We start from the raw sequence: 22,149 nt of genomic DNA on the forward strand, positions 1-22,149 counted from the left end.
CGTCCTGAGTTTAGCGATCGATGACCAGGCGGGTGCAGCTGGCGCGTGATACACACGGCATGATCTTCGTGTTCGCGCTTTTTTCGTCACTGGATAGCCAGTCGTCGGCATGCTGGATTTCTCCTTCCAGTTCCAGGACGTCGGATTCGCAACGTCCGCAGGCGCCACCGCGACACAAGTAGGGTATTTCCAATCCGGCAGCTTCGACCGCTTCGAGCATGCTCTGGTCGGGTGAAACATGGACGGTGATGCCGCTGCGCGCCAGGGTGACGCTGAAAGGGTCGCCACCACTGCTTTGCTGCAGGAAGCGTTCGTAATGCACATGGCTGTCAGTCCAGCCGTTTTCCCGGGCGCAGGCGAGCGTGGACTGGATCATGCTGTCCGGACCGCATACGTAGACGTGGCTGCCCAGCGGGCGTTGGGCCAGCACTGCTCCTGTGTCGAGCCGGTGTCCTGCGTCTGCCCGATAGAGGTGAACACGATCGCCGAAGATTGCGACCAGTTCCTCGCCAAGCTGCGCATGCGCGGCGCCTCGGACGGCCAGGTGAACCTCGAATGGCACATCGGACAATCGCAGTTCTTCGAGCTGTGAAAAAAACGGCGTGATGCCGATGCCGCCAGCGATGAAAATGTGCAGGCGCGCCTGCTTGACCAACGGAAAGAGATTCACCGGCGGCGTGATCTCGAGCAGGTCGCCTTCCCTGACCTGCCGGTGCATGGCCATCGAGCCACCCCGGCCACGGTCGTCGCGTCGTACCGCAATCTGGTATGTGCTGGTGTCATAGGGCGAGCTCATCAGCGAGTAGGGATTGCGAAAGGCGGCGTCGCCGTTCGGAATCACCACCACCACATGGCTTCCGCCGGAAAAAGATGGCAAATGACGGCCATCAGGCGATGCCAGCGTGAAGCGCCGGATTTCCGGGCTGACCTCGTCGATTTTCGTCACGCATACGCCAAGGGTTCCCGCGCTCAGGCTCATGTGTCGAGCTCCTCGGCTGCCGGCAGTTCCCCGGGGACTTCGCCGTCGGCCTTTACTGCCTGGAATGCGGCCAGGCGGCGCGAATAATGATCGCGCACTACCAGATCCAGCTTGCAACCCGGGCACTTGAAGATGCGCTGCGTGACATTTTCCGTGAAGGTGTCGCAGTGCACGCACCAGACGCGGCGTACCAGGGTGCCGGAGTGCTCGCGCAGCACTTCGTCGCGATTCAGGTCGAACAGGCTTGCGATCTGCATGGCCCTGCCGATGAAGCTCTCGGACCCCGACAGGTACAAGCGGGTTCCCATGAAGGCTGCGCCCAAGAGGCTTTGCAGGTCAGCGATCAGTTCCTGATTGGACGCATGGACACGCAGTTCATTGACTTGCCGTGCCTGTGGCTGGGCCTGTGGTTGCGTCTGTAGGTGCGCCTGTAGTTGCGCGTGAAATTGCTCCTGAAATTGCTCCTGAAATTGCGCCTGAAATTGCGCCTGCAATTGCGAAAGGAAATCCTGTCCTGAAAAGGATTCACGCGAATATAACAAGGTGGTCTTCAGGTTCATCCCGGACATGTCATCGAGCAGCCGCAGCATGGCTCGCCCTCCGCTTCCCTGGCCGGCGATGATGTGATGCGTCCCGCCGGCCATCGGGTGCAGCTGGTCGTAGACCGGCCTGCTCTTTATGCCTGTTATCAGCATGTTCAGTCCTGTTTTCAGTCCTGTTATTGGCTGGATCCGTGCTTCACCATGACGTGCCGCACCGTGGTGTAGTCTTCCAGTCCATACATGGACATGTCCTTGCCATAGCCGGACTGCTTCATCCCGCCGTGCGGCATTTCGCTGACCAGCATGAAGTGCGTATTGACCCAGGTGCAGCCATATTCCAGCTCGGCTGCCACCCGCATGGCTCGTCCGACGTCCTGCGTCCAGACCGACGATGCCAGCCCGTACTCCGAGTCGTTGGCCCAGCGGATCACTTCTTCCTCGTCAGAAAAACGGGTGACGGTCACGACCGGGCCGAATACTTCGCGACGGACGATTTCGTCCTGCTGCCGGGCGCCGGCAATCACTGTCGGCAGATAGAAAAAGCCATCACCTGCGGCGGCCTTGCCGCCGCACAGTACTTCAGCGTGGGGCAGGCCGGCTGCCCGCTCGACGAAGCCGGCGACGCGTTCAAGGTGGCGGGCGGATATCAGCGGACCCATTTCGACGGCCGGGTCGTCCTGCTCGCCGATCCTGATGCCTGAGACGGCGCTCGCCAGTTCGGCCACCAGCCGCTCGTATATCTTCGGCCCTGCATAAACGCGGCAGGCCGCTGTGCAGTCCTGTCCTGCGTTGTAAAAGCCGAACGCGCGCACGGCCTCCACGACCGCGGTGACATCGGCGTCGTCGAACACGATGACCGGCGCCTTGCCACCCAGTTCGAGATGGGTTCGCTTCATGCCGCTTGCCGCTGCTTCGAGCATCTTCCGGCCAGTGCCGATGTCACCGGTGAGCGAAATCATCCGCACGCGTGGATCCGAGATCAGCGCCTGGCCGGCGGACGCGCCACGGCCGGTCACGACATTGAGGACACCGCGTGGCAGGACCTGGGAGGCGAATGCCGCCAGCTTCAATGCGCTCAAGGGCGTCATCTCGGAGGGCTTGAGAACCACCGCGTTGCCGGCCACGATGGCAGGTGCGATTTTCCACGCCATCATCATCAAGGGGTAATTCCACGGCGCGATCGAGGCGACCACGCCGACCGACTGACGGCGGATCATGCTGGTATGCCCTGGCAGATATTCCCCGGCTGCCGAGCCCGGCATGCACCGGATCGCGCCGGCAAAAAAGCGGAACACGTCCGCCACGGCAGGCAGTTCGTCGCCCAGGGCAAGGTGGTAGGGCTTGCCGCAGTTGAGCGACTCCAGTCGTGCGTAATCTTCCGCGTTCTGGTCCAGGTGGTCGGCAATGGCGAGCAGCGCAGCTGCCCGCTCTCGCGGTACGGTGCGGCTCCAGTTGCGCTGGCCTTCCTGTGCCGCCCGGACCGCCGCGGCAATCTGCTGTGGCGAACATTCGGCGACCGATGCGATGGCCTGGCCAGTGGCCGGGTTCAGGATGACTTCGTGGGCGAGTTCGCCTGCGACCAGCTCGCCATCAATCAAAGCGTTGACGTTCATTTCTTCCCCCGTGTGCCTGATGCTTGTCGAACCCGGCGCCGCCTTCACAGCGCAACAGTGATTGCGTTGCCGTCGTGCCCCGGATCGGCCCCACCGTCGAGGCGGTCGCCGTCGATGCGGACGCCGTGCACGGCCGCGAATCCGAACGGGTAGGGGCTGCGGATGGTCTGGTAGCCTTGGGCAGCAAGGCTGCGCTCGGTCGCGTACGGCACCCGATTCGACAAGTCGATGGCATCACTGGTCGCGGAGAACCGCGCGGCACTGACTGCCTCGGTCATGCTCATGTCGAAGTCGAGGACATTCAGGCATGCCTGCAGCACGCCCATGGCGATCTGCGTGGCACCGGGCGCGCCGATTACCAGGCAAGGTTTTTCGTCCTTGAAGACGATTGACGGACAGATGGAGCTGAATCGCGCCTTTCCCGGCGCGAGCGAGCCAGCCCGGCCCGGCCGCGGGTCGAAAACGCCCATGCAACCGTTGTACATGAAGCCCAGGCCATCCGTGATGACGCCCGATGGCATGCCCAGCGAGTGAGTCATCGTCACGCAGTTGCCGTCGGCGTCCACCACGCATACCTGGGTGGTGTCCTTGGACGGGAAGCCGTTGTTGATGCGTGCAACGGATGCCTTATGTCCCCTGCGGATCTCGTCGGCAGCAGTCTCCGCATGCTCCTTCGACAGCAGCCGCGCGACAGGCACGTCATAAAATGCGGGGTCGCCCACATGCTGGTCCTTGTCGACCGTCGCCCTTTTCATTGCTTCGGCGACGACCCGTATGTATTCAGGACTGTTGTGGCCCATGCCGCGCAGATCGAAGTGCTCAAGGATGTTGAGCATCTCCAGCAACATGATGCCGCCACCCGGCGGTTGGTTGGTCGAGACTTTGAAGCCCCGGTATTTCCCCCACAATGGACTGGATTCCAGGACCTTGTAGTTTTTCAGGTCGGTTTTTGAAATCAGCCCACCATGCGCCTGCATGTCGGCAGCGATCAGCTCGGCGATCTCGCCGGTGTAGAAAACATCGGAGCCGCCGGCTGCGATCAATCGCAATGTATTGCCGAGATCGCGATTGATGACGATATCGCCGACGCGCTTGGGCGAGCCATCTTCCCGGCAGTAAAGGGCACGGCCGCTGGCCGAATAGGCGATGCGCTCCGGCGTTGGCACGCGGCCCATCTGGCCTTCGTCCGACCAGAAGTAGTGGACGTGCGGCCGGACGGCCCAGCCTTTCTCGGCCCATTCAATTGCTGGCTGCACGATCTCGGCCCACGGCAGCACGCCATGCCGCTGATGCGCATGGAAATACGCTTTCAACGAGGCCGGGACGCAAATGGATTGGTAGCCGATGTCATTGACGCGGTCCTTGAGAATGAACCCGTAGCCGTCACGCGCCTCAGATTCGACGAGGTGCTCCCACATCTCTGGCCGCGTGCTGCCGGGGGCGGGCGCGTGGAAGTCGAAATACTTGTGCTGGCCGGTTCCCGGCATGTAGAGACCCATGCTGCCAAAGCCGGCAATGCCGGCCATCAGCGGATCGACGACTCCCTGGACCAGGGCGACCGCAATTGCCGCGTCGACGGCGTTTCCGCCCGCCGCCAATATGTCTGCACCGGCTTCAGTTGCTTCGGGTTGGGCCGTGACGACGATGGCCTTTCTGTTGTTGGACATTCAGCTTCCTTTCTTTGGGAACGGGACGAGGGTGGCATTGGCGTCACCGGCGTAAAGATGGCATTCGATAACCGAGCCCGCACTGGTCATGCGGGCGGGAGCCTGTTGGACGCATTTCTCCATGCGCGCCGGGCAGCGCGGATGAAAACGGCAGCCGGATGGTGGATTCATGGGGCCCGGCGACATCACGCCCAGCGTGTCCTTGGGAAGACCAAGTCCGGGTTCGGGGGTCAATACCGAATCGAGCAAGGCCCTGGAATAGGGGTGCCGCGGATTGCTGAAAAGCGATTGCGTGTCGGTTTCCTCGACGATGCGGCCGAGGTAAAGGACTGCAACGCGGGTGGCGATGTGCTCGACCACGGCAAGGTTATGCGTGATCAGCAGATAGGTGAGGCCGAATTCTCTTTGCAAGTCCTGCAGCAGGTTCAGGATCTGGGATTGGACCGACACATCGAGGGCAGACGTGGGCTCGTCGCAGATCACCAGTTCCGGCTTGATGATCAAGGCCCGGGCAATGGCAACACGCTGCCGCTGCCCTCCTGATAACTGGTTGGGTGTGACATTCGCCAGCCGGGCAGGCAAGCCGACATGTTCCATCATGTCGCGCACAGCTTTCGCCTGGGATGCCGTATCGCCGACACGGTGCACGCGCAGCGGCAGCGAGATGATCGATTCGATGGTCTTGCGCGGATTCAGGGAAGAGTAGGGGTCCTGGAATATGGGCTGGATCCGGCGGGCAGTGGCGATCCGGTCCTGGCCGGCAAGGGGAACACCGCCAAAGATCACTTGCCCGGCAGTGGGAGCGAGCAAGCCCAGCAGCATGCGGGCCAGGGTGGTCTTTCCGGAGCCGGATTCGCCAACCAGCGCCAGTGTCTCGCCGCGTTTCACGCTCAGGTTGACGCCATTTACCGCATGCAAGGTTCGCTTGGGCCCGAAAAATGTCCGGGGCATGTCGAAGCGGCGCTCGAGGTCGCGTGCTTCCAGAAGGGGAGGTGACAGATCTGGTTTCATGTCAAAGCGTTGGTGCGGGCGAATTTGCGGCAATCGGCAGGCGAGTTTCTCGTTCGGACGGCTCAAACAGGCATCGGTACCGATTGCCGGGCGAGCGGACGCGATCCGGAATCTCGCTGTCCCGGCATTCTGGCCGGGCGAAGCCGCAGCGATTGGCGAATGCGCAGCCGCGCAGATCGCCAATCAACGAGGGGACGATCCCCGGGATCGAACCCAGGCGCTGGCCCCGCTGTACCCGGCCGGGTATGGGAATGCAGTCCAGCAAGCCACGCGTGTACGGATGCGCCGCGGAAGAAAACACTTCCTGTGCAGTTCCCGATTCGACGATTTGTCCCGCATACATGACGGCCACCTGGTCCGCCATGCGGGCGACCACGCCCAGGTCGTGCGTAATCAGGATCAGCGCCATGTGAAACTCGTGCTGCAGATCCTTGAGAAGACGGAGCGTCTGTGCCTGGACGGTCACGTCCAGTGCCGTCGTCGGCTCGTCGGCCACGATCAGTTGCGGCCCGCACATGAGCGCCATGGCGATCATCACGCGCTGGCGCAAGCCGCCGGACAACTGGTGGGGATACTGTCCCAGGCGGCCACTGGCGCCAGTGATGCCGACCTTCTCCAGCAGGTACACGGCGCGCTCGCGGGCTTGCTTGCGCTGGCCCGGATTGTGGCGAAGGAAGACCTCTTCCAACTGGTTCCCGATCGTATAGGCCGGGTTGAGGCTGGTCATCGGCTCCTGGAAGATCATTGACATCCGGTTGCCGCGGATCTCGTTCATCTGTGCTTCCGAAAGGGACGACAGGTCCTGTCCATCGAACTGCAGGAGGTCAGCCTCGACTTTCGCCCGCGATGGCAGGAGCCGCATCAGCGAGAGCGACGTCAATGACTTGCCGCATCCGGACTCGCCGACTATGCAAAGGGTCTCGCCCTTGCGAACCGAGAAATCCAGTCCGCGCACCGGGCGCAGCAGCCCATCCTCGAGCGGAATCGAGACGCGCAGGTTGCGCACTTCAAGCAAGGCGCTCATGACCGTCCCTTCGGTGCCGCCAGGTCGCGGATGCCATCGCCAAGCAGATTGATCGCAAGGACCAGGATGAACAGCGCCGTGCCCGGGATCGTGATCATCCACGACGAAAAGAAGATGTCCTCCTTCGATTCGGAGAGCATCAGCCCCCATGAGGGAGCGGGTGGTGCGACCCCCAGTCCGAGAAACGACAGGGCGGCTTCGAACAGGATCGCGTTGGCCATCTCGATGGTGGCGATCACGATGAAGGCGCTCAGTACGTTAGGAAGGATTTCGGTCAATACGATGCGGGTTGTCGAGCAACCGATGGCGCGCGCCGCGGTGACGTACTCGAGCGAGCGGACCTGGTGCGTGACCGAGCGCATCACTACCGCGAAACGATCCCACAGCAGAAACCCCAGCACCAGGATGATGATGAGCAGCGAGCTGCCGTGGAGCGCAACGATCGACAGCGCGACAAGCACCACCGGAAGCGCAAGGCGCGTGGTGATCAGGAACGAAATGAACAAGTCGACCCGCCCTCCGAAATAACCGGCGGCAACGCCCAGGGTGGTGCCGATCAGGCCGGATATCAATGCCGTTGAAAATCCGATCAGCAGCGAAATGCGGGCGCCGTGCATCAGTCGGCTGAGATAGTCGCGTCCCAGTTTGTCCGTGCCCAGGACATGGGTCCAGCTGGCGCGCGGATCGTCAAAGAACCACTGGTACCAGATGGGAGGCACGCGCTTGTTCATGATGTCCTGCGCCAGCGGGTCATGCGGCGCTATCCACGGTGCGAGCAGTGCGATCGCAATCATTGATGCCAGCACGACGAGGCCGAATGTGAAGCCGCGATGCGCCAGCATCCGGCGCCATGGCAGGCCGATCGTTACAGAGGTCTTGCCGGTCGCCGTGCCGGGCGTGCCGGCATCGGCGAGATTGGTAGTTTGCATCGGAGCGATTTCCTTCGAGCGCAATCAGGAGATCCGGATGCGCGGGTCGAGCCACGCATTGAGGATGTCTGAAGCCAGCGTCAATAACACGTACAGCACGGCCATCATCAGGACGATTGCCTGGACGACCGGCAAATCGGACAGGGAAATCGATTCCCAGGCGAGGTAGCCGACGCCCGGCATGGCAAAAATGGTTTCAATGACGACCGAGCCTCCCAGCATGAAGCCGAGCTGCACGGCGGCCACTGCCACCACCGGCAGTATCGCGTTGCGCAAGGCATGCTTGATGATCACGGAGGATCGGCTCAGGCCTTTGGCGCGTGCGGTCCGGATGTAGTCCGCCTCGAGCACCTCCAGCATTCCTGCGCGCGTGAGACGCATCAGGGTTGGCGCCGCGTAGTAGCCCAGGGCAATTGCGGGCAGGACAAAGCCTTTCCAGTCGTTTGCGCCGGATGCCGGCAGCCATCCGAGCGTGACGCTGAAAAGCACGATCCCGAGCAGCGCAAACCAGAAGGTCGGCATTGCCTGGCCCACCAGCGCCAGCCCCATCGCGAACCGGTCGATCCATGAGTTGGGCCGCAAGGCCGCGACAATGCCCAAGGGCAGGGCAAGCACGATGGCAAACAGAAGGGCCGCCGTGCCAAGCACCATCGTGACAGGAAGGCGCTCGGCAATGACGCTTACCACAGGGCGCTTCTGGCGGAACGACTCACCGAGGTCGCCCGACAGCGCCCCCTTGAGCCATTGCACATACCTGGTCGCCACCGGCTTGTCGAAGCCGTAGGCAATCCTGATTGCCTCGACATCACCGGCGGTCGCCCCATTGCCGGCGATCGCCTGTGCCGGATCCATCGCTGCATTGGTTAATCCGAAAGTCAGCACCGAGATGGCAAGCATCACCAATGCCCCGATGAGGACGCGCTTCAGCGAATAGATCCACATGTCGTGCTAGCCCCTGATCATTTCCAGCGGGTGAGGAACAATCTCGGGTTTTCGTCAGAAAATGGACGGAAGTCGAGGTTGGTGTCAGTGGCGTAGACAACCGGGTGCACCCAAAGCGGCAGCCAGTAGATCTCGGAAGCGATCTTGGCGACGGCCTTGTCATAGTTCACCTTGCGGGTTTTCTGGTCGACCGTTGCCGATGCCGCGCGCAGCCAGCCCGCGAGTTCCTTGTCCTGTGCCATGTCATTGGGTGACAAGGTGAAGAAGTTGTTCAGGATTGCGGAAACGTCGTTGATCGAATACGAACCCCAGTCGCCAAGGTACAAGTGAGCGCTGTTGTTCGTGACTTTCTCGAAAGCCGCTGCGTACTGGAGGAAAGTGATATTGGTCTTGATGCCGACGGCATTAAGGTAATTGGCGACCGCTTCGGTCCATTCCCGGCTGCGAAATGCGGTCAGCTCGATCGTGAGTCCGTTGGGGTAGCCCGCTTCGGCCAGCAGCTTCTTGGCCAGTGCCGGGTCATAGTTGAATTGCTTGACGTCCTGGCGGCAGCCAAACTGGGTCTTGTAGCAGCCTGACTTTGGTGTGCTTGAGCCGGCTCCGACAACGAATTTCGTGATCTTGTCCCGGTCGATCGCATGGGCGATTGCTTCGCGCACCTTGGGCTTGAGCATCGGATTCGGCGTTGCCATTTCCCGCGTATTGAACGACAGGAAGCTGATACGCATTGTTTCGGCCGCTTGCACGTTTACTTTCTTTACCTCGGAAAGCCGCTTGGCCTGGTCTGGTGGTACGTACCACATCCAGTCCAGCCCGCCGCTCATCAGGTCGCCCATCTGGGTCGAGTTATCCGGTATGACGCGGTAGCGGATTTTCTTGATCGCGGGCTTGCCCTTCGGACTGCCGCTGAAATAACCGTCAAAGCGCTCGACATCGATGGTCGATCCAGGAACGAAGCTGGTCAGGCGATAGGGGCCGGTTCCCACCAGCCGGCCGTTGCCGCCGGCGACACCGCCCGCGCCGAAGAAATCTTTTGGAAGAATCGCAAGCAGGCTGGAAATGTATTCAAATGCTGGCGGGAACGGGGCTTTCAGGTTCAGCTTGAAGGTGTGAGTCCCGGTCTTTTCCGCATTCTTGATCCAGTTGACGTTGCTCTGGACGTTGACCTTGTTCTTGGGGTCGGAAACATAGTTGAGCGTATAGACGGCGTCGTCCGCCGTCAGCCCGATTCCGTCGTGAAACTTGACGTCGTCACGCAGCGTGAATTCGATGGTCACATCGTTGAGCCAGCGCCATGACTTTGCCAGCAGCGGCTTGTATTCGCCAGTGCCCGGGTCGCGGTAGGCCAAGGTGTCCCACACCAGCTGGCCGTTCACGATCATCGCCTCACGGTGGGCGTTGAAATAGGGATCAACGGCCGTAATCGACGCCGTGCTCGCCCACCTCAGTGTGTCTGCGCTTTTTTGCGCCGCTGCAGGGCCCGCAAAGCACGCGGACAGGATTGCCAAGCTTGCAGCAAGGGTAAATCGTCTCATCACCACCCTCCTTCGGGTAAAAAACAGCTTGTTGAAATTATTTGCGGCTGGCCGATATTTTTTGTGCCGAGGCGGCGAGCCACTCGCCCACCTCCTTGATTCGTTTGTTGTCATAGCGCTGCACCAACCCGCCTATGCTGATCGATCCCAGCAGTGCGCCGTCGGCGGCAAAAATAGGCACGCCGATCGCGACCACGTATTCAAAAAGATCCTGATTGCCGACGGCGTATCCGCGCGCGCGGGTCTTTGCGATCTGCGCCCTGATCAGCTTGGGGTCGGTCAGCGTCTTTGCGGTACGCTTTTCCAGTGGGCTTGTGCTGAGATAGTGGTCGATGTACGAGTCGGGAGAGAACGAAAGGATGGCCTGCGGGCCGCCGCCACAGTGCAAAGGCAGGCGCGTGCCGACCTGGGTCCCGGAGGAGCGCAGGGGATAGCGTCCTTCCTTGCGGTCAATGCAGACCGCCTCGTCACCGTCGCGAACCATCAGCAGTGCTATGTCGTCGGTATGGCGGACCGTCTCTGCAACCAGATCTGCGGCCTGCAGCGTAAGCGGGTGGCGGCTCTGCACCTTGTGAGCAAACGCCAGCATGCCCAGGCCGAGCTTGTAACGGCCGCTCGATGGATCCCTGTCAATCAGTCGCTCGATCTCCAGCGTTGCCAGCATGCGATGGCAAACCGTCGTGCCAAACCCGGTCGCCTTGGCAAGATCTTTCAGCGTGGTGCCATTTTCGCTGTCGCCTACCAGCGTCAGCAATTGCGATGCCTTCAGGACTGACAGGCTGAGGTCTTTCGTCGCCGAAGCGGGAGGGGGCAATTTTTTCGGGGGTGTCGATGGCACTGCGGTTTTCCGGCGATTTAAATTTCCGATATTCGGAATGTTATTCCGAAAAACTAGGGGTGAATTTATATTTTCTTCATGGCGTTGTCAAACGGGAAGTTTTGTTCCGGCCGTCGGGCGCGCCGGGTGGCCAAGTATTGCTACCTGGCCCTGCGGGGATCGGCACTTGTTGTGCTGTTTTGGATCAAAAACGCGACATATTGCATTTTTAAAGTTCAGAAACACGACAAATCGTCCCGGGAATGGAAATTGGCATCGAAAAAGACGACAAAATGGACGCCCGATGAAGAAGTCGACTCATCATGGGGCGTGTCATTGCTGTAAATTAACACACAAAAACGCGACAAAGATGTATTATAAAAACTCAAAAACACGACAAACTCGCCGTGAGCACAAAATTAGCAGCGAAAAACACGACAGGGCAGGATGACTCTCTCCTGCTCTATGCGGAGATGGACGGCGCCCGGATCCGGGCGGTCCAGCGCAGGCTCAAAGCTGGCGACCTTGCGCTCATCGCCAAAGGCATTGCCACCAACCGGCCGCCGGAGGACTGGCCGGCACTGATCGCCCGCGACCGCATCCGGGTGCTCGCTGCTCTTTTCCCGGGGGCAATCTTCGGCTACCGAAGCGCATTTAACGGCGGTGTGCCCGTGGACGGCGTGGTCTACCTCAGTCATACCTACAAACGCATTCTGGCGTTGCCTGGCCTGACTGTTTCTGTCCTGAAGGGCGCTGCAAAGCAGGCGGGCGACATGCTAATGCAAGGCAGAGACCTGTATTTCCCCTCAGAGCCACGCCTTTTGCTGGAGAACCTGACGTCAAGCCGGGGCCCCGTGAAAAAATCGGCTGGCCGTGAGGCTGTGGAAGCCCGCTTGCTGAATATTTGCGATTCCCGCGGGGAAGATGCGCTTTCCCGGTTGCGTGAATCTGCCCGAGCACTGGCTCCGACGCTTGGGTTTGAGAGGGAGTTCATGGTGCTCGACTCCCTGGTGGGAAGTATCCTTGGAACGCGGGTCTCGCAACTGACGACCGTGGCAGGCAAGGCCCGCACCGCCCCTGTGCCCTACGACCCGGACAGGCTCGCACTGTTCGAGAAGCTGGCTGCTGAGTTGCGCGCCACTCCTCTGCGCCAGCCGGCGATGGTCGCCCCTACCAGCCAGGCACGTACCAACTTCGCTTTCCTCGAGTCCTATTTTTCGAATTTCATCGAGGGGACCGAGTTTGATGTGCAGGAAGCCCGAGGTTTCGTGCTGGACGGAAAGCCGATCGAGGACAGGCCCAAGGATTCGCACGACATCATGGGGGTTTGTCGCCAGGCACTGAGTCCCGCCTGGGTGAACCAGACGCTGTCATCCGGCGAGCCCGTCCTGGCCCAGTTGCGCGCAAGGCACGCAGACCAGATGGCCGAACGCCCCGAGGTAAGCCCAGGTGAATTCAAGGTCAAAAGCAATCGGGCGGGCAACACCGAATTCGTAGTTCCCAAGCTGGTTCGAGGCACGCTCATCGAGGGGTCCAGGATTCTGCCCTCAGTTCCCGCTGGCACCGCCCGAGCCTTGCTGGCCATGTTCCTAGTGTCCGAGGTTCACCCCTTCACGGATGGGAATGGCAGGTTGGCACGACTGGTCATGAATGCAGAGCTTTCGGTTGTCGGAGCGTGTCGCATCATCATTCCGACGCTTTTCCGCGAGGAATACCTGGACTGCCTGCGAGTTTTGACGCGCGAGGGGAACGCGGCTCCTTATATCGCCGCAATGCAGAAAATCCAGGACTGGACTGCCGCTTTTGATTATCAGGATATTGATGGGGTGATTGCCAGGATGAGAGCCTGCAACGCATTCGAGCGATCTTTGGTCCAGTTCAGGCTGTTGAAGCCGTGATTGGGCGTGCCGGGTACTCTCCGTTAACCACAAGAAGCAAACCTCTACCAAGCCTCAAACCTGCGCAATGGCCAGCCTGCCTGGACCTTGCACGACCCGGTGCGCAACCTTTACTTCCAACTGGACTGGATGACGTTCGAAATCTTGGCCAACTGGTCTTTGTCGGATGCTGCAGCGATCGTTTCGGCGATCCGTGAGCAGACCACCCTGACACGCCAATCGCTCGCTGATCCGCAAGCGTGCACGCAGTTGGCTCTCGGCATCAATTGCCGTGCTGTTGCTGGCAATGGCATGGGTTCCTTTGCCGGCGCCGGTGCGCGTTTCCGGACTCCTGTATCCGGGCGAGGGTTTTGCGGTCCATGCACGAGATGGTTCCCAGCTCGAAGCGCTGCACGTCGCCGATGGCGCGCAGGTCAAGGCCGGTGCGCCCTTGCTGCGCATGAGCAGCGAGGGCATCGACCAGCGGCTGCTGGCGGTTCAAAGCCGCATCACGCGCTTCGATTCGGAGATTTCCTTGTCCGCTTTCGACCCGGAACAACGAGCACGGCTGAAGGTGAGGGAAGGGCAGTTGCGCACAGCGGGCACCACGCTTCACAGCCTTCAACTGCAAAAGCGCGAATACCAACCCATTGCGCTCGTCGACGGTCGCTTCCGGCTCGCAGATCCGGACATCAAGGCGGGCGCCTGGATGTCACGCAATGAACAGATCGGCACGGTGATCAGCAGCGCCGCATGGTATGTCGAATGCTATGCGAGCGAAGACGTGGTGCACCGTGTCACGGTAGGGGACGGCGCCCGTTTTTATCCCGACGGTCGAGCCGGCACTGTGTTCAAGCTACGGGTCGTGGAGATCGATCGGGACGCGACGCATTTGCTTGATGCCGGTGTGTTGGCGGCACAATTCGGTGGCGCTGTCGAGGTACGGGAGGCAGAAGGCAAGTTGGCGCCTGAGAAAGCGAGCTATCGCGTACGACTGGAGGTGCTGGAGCGCTCGGCCGCCTACGCTGAGAAAACCTGGCGTGGCGCCGTGGTCGTGAGCGCCGCCTATGAATCTGTTGCCGGGCGTTTCGCGCGAACCGCGTTATCCCTGATTTGGCGGGAAGCTGGCGTGTGAGCGAGTGATTTCGTAAAGTGCGCAAAGCCCTTGATTCCTCAAGGGCTTTTTGCTTTCCGGGTCTCGTTTCGATGCCTTGGCCATTGCCGGCTATCTTCACAGCGGCAGTTCTTCGGTCAGATCCTGATTACTTCAGCCTTCATCGACCAAAGTATCGCCAGTACTTCGTTGCGGGTGGACAAATCGACGTCGCAGGTCTCCAGTGCTGCCATTGCATCGTCGATCACCGCAACGAATTCCTGTTCGTTGACGTTCATGCCGCGGTGCGTGGCGACCAGATCCTTGCCGTGGTAGGTTTCCGGTCCGCCAGCGCCTGCGCAAAAAAAATCGATCACGTTGCGCTCGACGCGATCCATGTCCTCGATTTGCGCATACCGACGGTTGACCAGCGGATTGGCGAGATGGTTCTTGATCAGTTCCCGGGTGATGCGCGTGATGCCATCGCGACGGCCCAGGCGGTCATACAACGTAGTGGTGGTGGCTTGGCTCATGTCTGTCTCCTTGTTTGATTGGCGCGAGGCCGCATTGGCCTCGCCGGTTCGCAAGTCATGTCGAAATTGTTCGTGTTCCCTGGCTTGTTCGCTTGGGTGATGGACGCGAGAAGGGGACAACAGCGCCGTCAATGCGGCGATATCGGCTGCATCCAGGCCGTTCTCCTCCAGCGTCAACCCAATGTCCTCGATCACCGCGGCCAGCTCGACGCCGTCGAATTGCATGCCGGCATGGGCCAGTGACGAGTTGCTTCGATCCGCAGGGCAGGATGCTCCGAGGCAGGTACTGAAAAACGCCACACTCTGCGCTTTCAGTTGCGGCAGGTCGCAGTCGCGAAACCGCCTCGCCAGCAAGGGGTTGGCTGCGTGGCGGTCGACCATGCCATCGACCATGGTGGCAATGCCCGCCGCGCCGCCCATTCGCCGGTACAGGCAGGCGTTTAATGGCTCAGTTGCGGCATCCACGATGCGTACTCAAGTTGTCCGGCATCAATCGATCCGCCGCACACTTCCGCCCTAAGCGTGCCGAGAACCGTGGCGAGCGAGGTTTCCAGGGAGTGCAGGGCATCGGGCGTCAATGGATCCGGCAAGGTCAGGATGGCAGGCCCATGGGCGGATAAGGGGACCTGCATTTCGCGAGCGCTCATTTTTTGCTCCTTCAGGATCTGGCAGGCCGGTATTGGCTTGCTGGACTGAAGCATGTACCAGTGTTGTTCCTCAAACGTTCCTCGGATTTTCTATTGCGGAAATCGGCCTTCGGCCGGCACACTACAGGCCATGGATACCATCGTGCCCTCGCTGGCGACTGGCAACGTACCGGGTCAGCCAGCGCGGCTGGAAGTCGCTTTGCTCGGCCGCTTCGCGGTCGCCGTTGACGGCGTCGAGATCGCCGCCGAGCGCTGGCCCAGCCTGCGCGCAACCCACCTGTTGCAATTGCTCAGCCTGCAACCACGCCACCGCCTGTCGCGCGATCTCGTCATTGACGCCTTGTGGCCGCAACTCGATCCGGACGCCGGCGCGGCCAACCTGCGCAAGGCCCTGCACCATGCGCGCCAGGCCTTGGGCCGGCACGACAGCATCTTGCAGCATGCGGGTGAACTGGTGCTGTGGCCGGATCGGCCCGTGTCGGTAGACATCGAGGTATTCGAGCAGCATGCTTTGGCTGCGCTGGCTCGACACGACGCCGCCGCCAGCGTCAGTGCGGCCGGCTTCTATCAAGGGGACTTGCTGCCCGGCAGCCGCTACGAAGACTGGACCGAGCCTGCGCGCGAACGTCTGTCGGCGCTTTATCTGGATCTACTTCGAGCCAGCGCCCAATGGGAGCGGCTGGTGCAGCAGGAGCCCACCGATGAGCCGGCCCACCGCGCATTGATGCAACGTGAAATTGACGCTGGCAACCGCGCGGCGGCGTTGCGCTGGTATGCGCAATTGCGCAATGCGCTCGGCGTCACGCCCGACGCGCAGACCGAGGCGCTCTATGCGCATTGCGTTGCTGGCTTGCAAACCGCCGGGCCAGCGCTGGTCGGACGGGTGCAGGTGCTGGCAAAAGTCCCGCGTGGATGGCCATGTCGCGCACCGGGCGGCCGGGCGGCATCGTATTGCGGGGGCCGGCAGGCATCGGCAAGACCGCCCTGTGCCGCGAAATTGCTTCACAGGCGCGGGAGCGCGGCTGGACTGTGCTTCGTGCCGACGCAGCCGAGACCGGCGGGGCCTATGGCGCCATCGCCTCGCTGGCCGAACGCCTGATCCTGGATGACCGCTCGCTGCTTGACCGCATCGGCGGGCCGGCGCGTACCGTGTTGTCGCTGCTCAGTCCACTGGCCGCGCCGGCAACAATGCCGCTCGGCCCGCTTGGCCGGCACCAGGTGGTGGGCGCGGTGCGGCGCTTGCTGCTGGCCGCGGCGCAGGGTGCAGACATCCTGCTGCTGGTCGACGACGGCCACCTGATCGACGACGCCGATGTCGATGTGCTGATGCAGTTGGCCGTCGTCGGTGGTCCGGTTTGCATGTTGTTGGCGACGCGGCCGGTGGCCGCCAGCACGGCGCTGGCGCGCAGCCTTGCGCGCCTTCAGCGTGCCGGTGTCATGCAATCTATCGACCTCGACCCTCTGGACGACGACGAGAGCCGTCGTCTGGTCACCAGCACATTGAAAGCGCCGCAGCCCGAGGAAGTGGTGTCACGCATCGTGCAGGCGGCGGAAGGCAACCCGTTTGCCGCCATCGAACTGGCGCGCTGTGCTACCGCAGACCACAAGCGGCAACTGCCGGGCAGCACTGCCGAAGCCATCACCGAGCGCTTGTGTGATGTGCCGGTCGATGCACTGGTGCTGCTGCGCTGGTTGGCATTGAGTGGCGATGCGCTTGACCTCCACATCGTGGAGGCACTGGCTGTCCTGGCGGAGGTGCCGGCATTCGCCGCGCTTGACAGTGCGCTGGAGGCGGGCGCGCTGGTGCTCTCGGCCAGCGGCTATCGCTTCCGGCATGAACTGGTGCGGCAGGCACTCATCGAGCAGGTGCCACTGCACCGGCGCCTGAAGATGCATCGGCAGATCGCCGCGCAGTTGTCTGAAATGGATGCGCCCCCGGCCCTGGTGGCCCGGCATTGGCTGGAAGGCGGCAACCGTCGCGATGCGATGCCGTGGCAACTGGCTGCCGCCAGCCAGGCTGTGCGGCTGGCTGCTTTCAGCGACGCTTTGCGCCATCTTGAACCTTTGCTGGCCTTCCAGCCGGACCACGCAGACGCGCTGCGCTTGCGTGCCGAGTCGCTGGACGCGATGGGCGACCCGGGCGCCATGGGAGCCTACCGGCGCGCGGCGGACGCAGCAGGCGAGCCAGGCAGCCATAACCTGCGGGCCAAAGCGGCACTGGCACAAGTCAAGCAGGGCGATCCGAAGGGGGCATTGCTGGCGCTGGAAGGCATCCGGCCGACGTCGGTCGATGGTCTGCTGAGCGAAGCGCTGGCCTACAGTGGCGCAGCCGCGCTGGGTGTGGCCGATCCGGCGACGGGCACCGCCAAGGCGGCAGTGGCGCGCCGGCTGGCGCTGGAGTCGGGCGACACCAGCGCTTTGGTCATTGCCTCCTGGGCGCAGGCCGCCGCCGCGCACGCACGCGGCGAATTGCATCGCAGCGTCTGGGCCGACCTGCAAGAAACCAGCCATGTCCCCCACCTGGCGGTGCGGGTGTTCGACGGTCATCTGTGCATCACGCAACGCTTCCTGTATGGTGCGCGTCCCTATGCCGACGTGATTGAATTTGCCCAGGCCATATCGGCAGAAGCGCAGCGCCTGGGCGCGGCGCGCGGCCATGCGTTCGGCGTCACCTTGCGCGGCGAAGCGGAGTGGCTTGCCGGCGACCTGGCAGCCGCCCGTATCCACCTGCGCGAAGGCGCGCGGCTGCATCGGGCAATCGGCGGGCCGGTGGGCGAGGCGCTTTCCCTCCAGCGCCTGGCCGAACTTTCCTTGCATGAAGGCCGGCATGACGAGGCGCGCGACCTGGTTGACGAGGCGCTCGACCTGGCCCGCCAGACCGACATCGGCTTTCACTTGCTGGACCGCATCTACGGCACCCGCATCAACCTGCACGCCCATGATCCCGTCGCCGCATTGCACGTGATGGAAGATGCCAGCGAATCGGTACGCGGCCCGCTGGAAACCTGTCCGGGGTGTCGCATCACCTTCGCGGTGCCGGCAGCGATTGCCGCGGCTCGGGCTGGCGAACTAGACCTCGCCGAGCAGCATGAGGCGCAGTGCGCCTACCTGGCTAACGTCGTGATGCGACTGCCTGCCTGGTATGCGGCTCATGACGAGGTCCTGGGGCACATCGCCGCAAACCGGAGTCAAGGCAAAGACGACGCTATCGCACGCTTCACTGCTGCGGCCGCGTGCTACCGTCAAGCCGGACATCGGCTGGATGCCGCGCGTTGTGATGCACTGGCACGGCGTCCACGGACGCCGACCTGACGCGCTAGTCGTGAATCGGGCGTCAGCCGGGACGGCCCTGATGAGTTCGGATCCTGATCCGGGTACGCCGGAGGGGGATCGTTTCGACATCCTGGCCACCCTGGTGCAGGCCTACGAGGCTAAACACGTAATCCCTCAGCAATCGTGGAGGGTAATTTTCTTGCTGACCGGTTTGCAATGATTTGTTTCCGGGTCGCATATACTGTTGCTCGTCCAGACGGGTGCGCCCAAATGGATCCCCGGCCGCTTGAAATCCCGACTCCGCAACGTGGTGGTTGGAGACTGTATCCAAATCCATCCAGCGGCACCAAACGATCTTGCTCAATCTGTGTCGTCGTGTCATGGACCAGCCGCTCGACTCTGGTACCGGCATGGCGCGCAATGGCGCGCCGATCCAGCAGCCAGTCACCGAGGCCATCAAACATCCGATTGGGCATGTCACCCAGGCGCTGCTCAATCTGTGGCTCAACAGTGCGCCGAACGATCAACTGCCCGCCGATATTGAGGCATTCTTCACCCAGCTCTGCGATACCCAGGTAGACCGATTCCGCCGCGGCAGGCTGTTGCTGGCTTCAAGGCTGATCGCGCTTTTTCGTGTTGATCGATCCTGGACGGAGGGGCATTTGTTGCCGTTGTTCCAATGGACGGTCAATCCGGCGGAGGCAAAGTCGGCGTGGGAGGGATTCCTTTGGTCGCCACGCCTGTTCCGGCCATTGTTGATTGCATTTAAGCCACAGTTCCTTGAAACCGCTGGCCACCATGCCGACCTTGGCGAGCACAGCCGCCAGTTCGCAGTGTTCCTGACCTATGCGGAGCTTGAACCCTTGGATGAATATACGCAGGAGGACTTCCGTATTGCCTTCGATGCGCTATCCCAGGAGGGACTGCAGGAAGCTGCTCAGGCTCTAGCACAAGCTCTAGAGGGGGCTGGAGATCAGCGGGAGGACTATTGGAGAAACCGTATCCGGCCGTTCTGGCAAGTCGTCTGGCCCAAGTCGCGTGATCTGGCGACAAACAGCGTCGCCGAATCTCTGGCTTCTGGAACCAGGTTCCTGCTCAAGGCTGTCTCGGGTGGCAGGAGGAGTGAGTTGAGTGGTCCGCTGTGGCGCGGCAAATAAAAAAGCCCTAAGTCCTTGGTTTTCAAGTACTTAGGGCCTTAGTGTCCTGGTGGTGATAGGTTCAATTGAACATCTGGCTGAAAGCCGCATGAACAAAGGGCTTGTCTTATTACGCTCCGAAAAATACCGTCAAAAATACCGTCAAAAACTTTTTCTCACTCTGTCATCACCGATATACTCCCGTTCCGATTCTTGCCTCCGGGGAGAGGACGAGCGAGTTTGATTGAGACGGAGGAAGTCAGCGTTTCTTATTCGCTTGCGATAACACCGTCCCCGCCAGCTTCCTGGTATTGACCGACGTGCGTTTGTCGGCTAATGCCTTCGAAGCCGTATCTTCCGTTTCCGCACCGGTCTGCTTACTCGAGCCGTGCTGTGACAAGGCCGATGCTGCCAGTCGCTTTGCAATCCTGGACGACGCGTCGTTCTGCAGCACTTCCGCAGCCAGCTTTGCGATCTGCGGGGATGTTTGTTTCAGATTTTTAGACACTGCTACCTCTCATCATCTGGACTTCAATGGAGACCTAAACTGAACAACATTATTTTGTGCGTTCTCTGTAGGCGAAGAATCTGTCTGCAATGTCCTTAGCTTTGCGAGCTGGACGACGTTATTCTTTCCTTCGAAGTAATTCCGCGGAAGGCCCGCAAGGGCCGCAACGTCGTTGGCTGCCAAGCCAATGTGCCGCGGGATCGCGTCCAAAGGCATCACGTTTTCATCGACCAAAAGATTTACCGTCCGTAGAAGCAGCCTCGGCCTCTCAGGCGGACGATCGAGATCGTTAGGCTCTGACTTTGCGCCCCATCTCGCCGATCGACGTTTGAATAGCGTGAGGGCCTCGTCTTTTTCCAGCAGATCCAAAGCGCGCAAACGCATGATCATCGCCGCTGCTGATGCTCCCCAACGCTTTTTCAGGATAAGTAGGTCATCAAGAGTGGGGGGAACTCGAACTTCGCGAGCAAAGGTCTCGGCGGGCAGCAAAAGAGCGCCGGCGAATTGGTGCGCTTGCTGCTCAAGCAGCTTATGCCTATCTCGTTCAGTCGGCCGTTCCACATGCCGGTGCAACACTAGATGCCCTAATTCGTGCGCCAAGTCGAAGCGACTACGATAGCCGTTGTCCTTGTCGGCAGACAGCAGAATGAAAGGCCGTTGTAATGCCGAGCTCCAAGCGGAAAGGCCTTCGATTTGAGCGATGCCGGTTTCTTCACGAACGAGAATAACGCCCGCTCCCTCAGCCGCCAGAGCTAAGTCCTGCACCGGGGATCGGCCCAGGCGCCAAAGGTCGCGGCACTCGCCGGCCGCGAGTTCGATGTCTTCGGCCGTGATTTCTTCGGGATTCCTATAGAACCGAGTGGGCAGGTTCACCTCTGGATAGTCAACGAATTCGCTCAGTTCCAACGCAAGATCTTGACTCCATTCCATCCGCGCCTCGAGCATAGCTCGCGCGGCAACGTGGGCCGAGGCGTTGCTCCGAAATAACGGGGGCGAAACCTTCGCAGTCATGGGGCGGGTGAACCAATCGGGGGACACGTTAATAACCCCCGCAAGCCGCTCGAGCGCATCCCGCTCAGGCGCTTGAGTCCCCGCACGCCACTTGCTAATAGTAGCCGGTGATACACCAACCATCGAAGCCAGCTGCGCCTGTGTCAGACGCCGCGCAGCAAGCGCCTGGACGAGACGGTCCTTTTGAAAAGACTGGACACCACCTCGGCTCATTGCGCTGTCCCGGTATTTTTTTGCCCGCCAACGTTCTTCTTCAACTTCGGCAGCGCGAGATCGGGCTCAATCGCAACCGGCATGTCGTATCGCTTTAGAAATTCAGTCAGAGACTCTTTGCAAAGCCAAGCGCGCATGTGCCTATCGGGTACAGCAAGATGAATGGAGACCGGCATCTCAGGCGTGATACATATCGAGTCGGCGAACGAAGCGACAAAAAATGCCACTGCCCGCGTTGGTGGTGTGAAAGTTCCAAAAAGGCCAGGTTGGACCAGCGGCTCGACCGCTTGATTTGCCATGGACATTTGTCTCCTAGTTTCGCTTCGTCGACCGTTGGTCCAGACGCCAACTCGAGTGTTGAATCGGGCGAGAGTGAGAATTCCTGTGGTGCCGGTGACGATACGATTCCCCTTCAACTGTGAAGGGGATGCGCCGACTGCAGACAGTGCCCTTTCGAAGGCCTCATTCATATGGAAATGCCGTAATTGCCCCACGACCGCAGGAAGGTGTCCCTCATGCATTCCCTTGGCAGCGGAAAATGCCCGATGGGCACCTACCAAGAGCGCCTCTTCCACAGCCAAAAGGAGGTCTCTGGGAATATGCTCTATCAGTAAACCCTCAATGGTTTGTTCAGTCGTCAGATCCACGGTAAGCCTCATGTTCGGTTTCGTTAAAATGGATTGTACATGTGAAATATTTCGTTTAGGGGCGATTCTTCGAAAAATGTAGGGCGGTCCCGATTCGATTCGACCGCAAGCCTCGGGCGCGGAGAACAATCCGGCAAATAGAGGGGAATGAC

The 22,149-nt window shown here is 61.0% G+C and carries 19 protein-coding genes and 1 pseudogene; 5 read left to right on the top strand and 15 right to left on the bottom strand.

Annotated elements, in window-relative coordinates; translation table 11 throughout:
- Positions 1 to 10: 10 nt before the first annotated feature.
- Genes FVE66_RS19430 through FVE66_RS19475 form a run of 10 tightly spaced genes read right to left on the bottom strand, consistent with a single transcriptional unit; the run spans position 11 to position 11,080 of the window.
- Positions 11 to 979 (bottom strand): PDR/VanB family oxidoreductase, encoded by a 969-nt coding sequence (locus FVE66_RS19430; protein ID WP_151449135.1) that lies wholly within the window; start codon positions 977 to 979, stop codon positions 11 to 13.
- A complete protein-coding gene (locus tag FVE66_RS19435) occupies positions 976 to 1,674 on the bottom strand; it encodes a dimethylamine monooxygenase subunit DmmA family protein (protein WP_151449136.1) in 699 nt (232 codons plus the stop codon). Before FVE66_RS19435 ends, FVE66_RS19430 begins: the two co-directional genes overlap by 4 nt.
- 23 nt (positions 1,675 to 1,697) lie before the next feature.
- Positions 1,698 to 3,134: a gamma-aminobutyraldehyde dehydrogenase gene (locus FVE66_RS19440; RefSeq protein ID WP_151449137.1), complete on the bottom strand. Its 1,437-nt coding sequence runs from the start codon at positions 3,132 to 3,134 to the stop codon at positions 1,698 to 1,700.
- Positions 3,135 to 3,178: 44 nt separating this feature from the next.
- Positions 3,179 to 4,801, bottom strand: a complete 1,623-nt coding sequence (ggt, locus tag FVE66_RS19445; RefSeq protein ID WP_151449138.1) for a gamma-glutamyltransferase — start codon at positions 4,799 to 4,801, stop codon at positions 3,179 to 3,181.
- Positions 4,802 to 5,812: an ABC transporter ATP-binding protein gene (locus FVE66_RS19450; RefSeq protein WP_151449139.1), complete on the bottom strand. Its 1,011-nt coding sequence runs from the start codon at positions 5,810 to 5,812 to the stop codon at positions 4,802 to 4,804.
- 1 nt (position 5,813) lies between these two features.
- Positions 5,814 to 6,836: an ABC transporter ATP-binding protein gene (locus tag FVE66_RS19455; protein ID WP_151449140.1), complete on the bottom strand. Its 1,023-nt coding sequence runs from the start codon at positions 6,834 to 6,836 to the stop codon at positions 5,814 to 5,816.
- Positions 6,833 to 7,765 carry an ABC transporter permease gene (locus FVE66_RS19460; protein ID WP_151449141.1) on the bottom strand — a complete coding sequence of 311 codons (933 nt, stop codon included), beginning with the start codon at positions 7,763 to 7,765 and terminating at the stop codon, positions 6,833 to 6,835. The genes FVE66_RS19455 and FVE66_RS19460 overlap by 4 nt, the downstream gene beginning before the upstream one ends.
- Positions 7,766 to 7,789: 24 nt before the next feature.
- The gene (locus FVE66_RS19465; RefSeq protein ID WP_151449142.1) at positions 7,790 to 8,707 is read right to left on the bottom strand and encodes an ABC transporter permease; all 918 of its coding nucleotides are present in this window, start codon (positions 8,705 to 8,707) and stop codon (positions 7,790 to 7,792) included.
- Between the two features lie 17 nt (positions 8,708 to 8,724).
- Positions 8,725 to 10,242 carry an ABC transporter substrate-binding protein gene (locus tag FVE66_RS19470; protein WP_161993345.1) on the bottom strand — a complete coding sequence of 506 codons (1,518 nt, stop codon included), beginning with the start codon at positions 10,240 to 10,242 and terminating at the stop codon, positions 8,725 to 8,727.
- A gap of 37 nt (positions 10,243 to 10,279) precedes the next feature.
- Positions 10,280 to 11,080: an IclR family transcriptional regulator gene (locus FVE66_RS19475; protein WP_151449144.1), complete on the bottom strand. Its 801-nt coding sequence runs from the start codon at positions 11,078 to 11,080 to the stop codon at positions 10,280 to 10,282.
- Between the two features lie 386 nt (positions 11,081 to 11,466).
- Here FVE66_RS19475 and FVE66_RS19480 point away from each other — a divergent pair, with 386 nt between their 5' ends.
- Positions 11,467 to 12,957: a Fic family protein gene (locus tag FVE66_RS19480; RefSeq protein WP_206668794.1), complete on the top strand. Its 1,491-nt coding sequence runs from the start codon at positions 11,467 to 11,469 to the stop codon at positions 12,955 to 12,957.
- A 271-nt stretch (positions 12,958 to 13,228) separates the two neighbouring features.
- Positions 13,229 to 14,071: an efflux RND transporter periplasmic adaptor subunit gene (locus tag FVE66_RS19485; RefSeq protein WP_151449145.1), complete on the top strand. Its 843-nt coding sequence runs from the start codon at positions 13,229 to 13,231 to the stop codon at positions 14,069 to 14,071.
- 116 nt (positions 14,072 to 14,187) lie between these two features.
- On the opposite strand, the gene FVE66_RS20385 is transcribed toward FVE66_RS19485, so the two are convergent.
- A complete protein-coding gene (locus tag FVE66_RS20385; RefSeq protein ID WP_206668795.1) occupies positions 14,188 to 15,027 on the bottom strand; it encodes a group I truncated hemoglobin in 840 nt (279 codons plus the stop codon).
- Positions 15,003 to 15,209 carry a hypothetical protein gene (locus tag FVE66_RS19495; protein ID WP_151449146.1) on the bottom strand — a complete coding sequence of 69 codons (207 nt, stop codon included), beginning with the start codon at positions 15,207 to 15,209 and terminating at the stop codon, positions 15,003 to 15,005. Before FVE66_RS19495 ends, FVE66_RS20385 begins: the two co-directional genes overlap by 25 nt.
- A gap of 130 nt (positions 15,210 to 15,339) precedes the next feature.
- On the opposite strand from FVE66_RS19495, the pseudogene FVE66_RS20570 reads away from it, so the two are divergent.
- From FVE66_RS20570 to FVE66_RS19505, 3 genes and pseudogenes are all read left to right on the top strand, one after another.
- Positions 15,340 to 16,032: pseudogene (locus FVE66_RS20570) on the top strand (AfsR/SARP family transcriptional regulator); the annotation flags it as partial.
- Positions 16,033 to 16,127: 95 nt separating this feature from the next.
- Positions 16,128 to 18,521, top strand: a complete 2,394-nt coding sequence (locus FVE66_RS19500) for an AAA family ATPase (RefSeq protein ID WP_206668796.1) — start codon at positions 16,128 to 16,130, stop codon at positions 18,519 to 18,521.
- Positions 18,522 to 18,862: 341 nt separating this feature from the next.
- Positions 18,863 to 19,639, top strand: a complete 777-nt coding sequence (locus FVE66_RS19505; protein WP_194164415.1) for a hypothetical protein — start codon at positions 18,863 to 18,865, stop codon at positions 19,637 to 19,639.
- Between the two features lie 238 nt (positions 19,640 to 19,877).
- Here the strand turns inward: FVE66_RS19505 and FVE66_RS19510 are convergent, their stop codons facing one another.
- From FVE66_RS19510 to FVE66_RS19520, 3 genes are read right to left on the bottom strand one after another with little or no spacing between them, the layout of a single operon-like run.
- A complete protein-coding gene (locus tag FVE66_RS19510; RefSeq protein ID WP_151449147.1) occupies positions 19,878 to 20,126 on the bottom strand; it encodes a hypothetical protein in 249 nt (82 codons plus the stop codon).
- 12 nt (positions 20,127 to 20,138) lie between these two features.
- A complete protein-coding gene (locus tag FVE66_RS19515; RefSeq protein WP_151449148.1) occupies positions 20,139 to 21,350 on the bottom strand; it encodes an XRE family transcriptional regulator in 1,212 nt (403 codons plus the stop codon).
- Complete coding sequence (locus FVE66_RS19520; protein WP_241673296.1) at positions 21,347 to 21,997, bottom strand: alpha/beta hydrolase; 651 nt, start codon at positions 21,995 to 21,997, stop codon at positions 21,347 to 21,349. Before FVE66_RS19520 ends, FVE66_RS19515 begins: the two co-directional genes overlap by 4 nt.
- Between the last annotated feature and the right edge of the window lie 152 nt (positions 21,998 to 22,149).

Origin of the sequence: Lacisediminimonas profundi (assembly GCF_008831265.1) — a bacterium.
Lineage (GTDB): Bacteria > Pseudomonadota > Gammaproteobacteria > Burkholderiales > Burkholderiaceae_D > Lacisediminimonas > Lacisediminimonas profundi.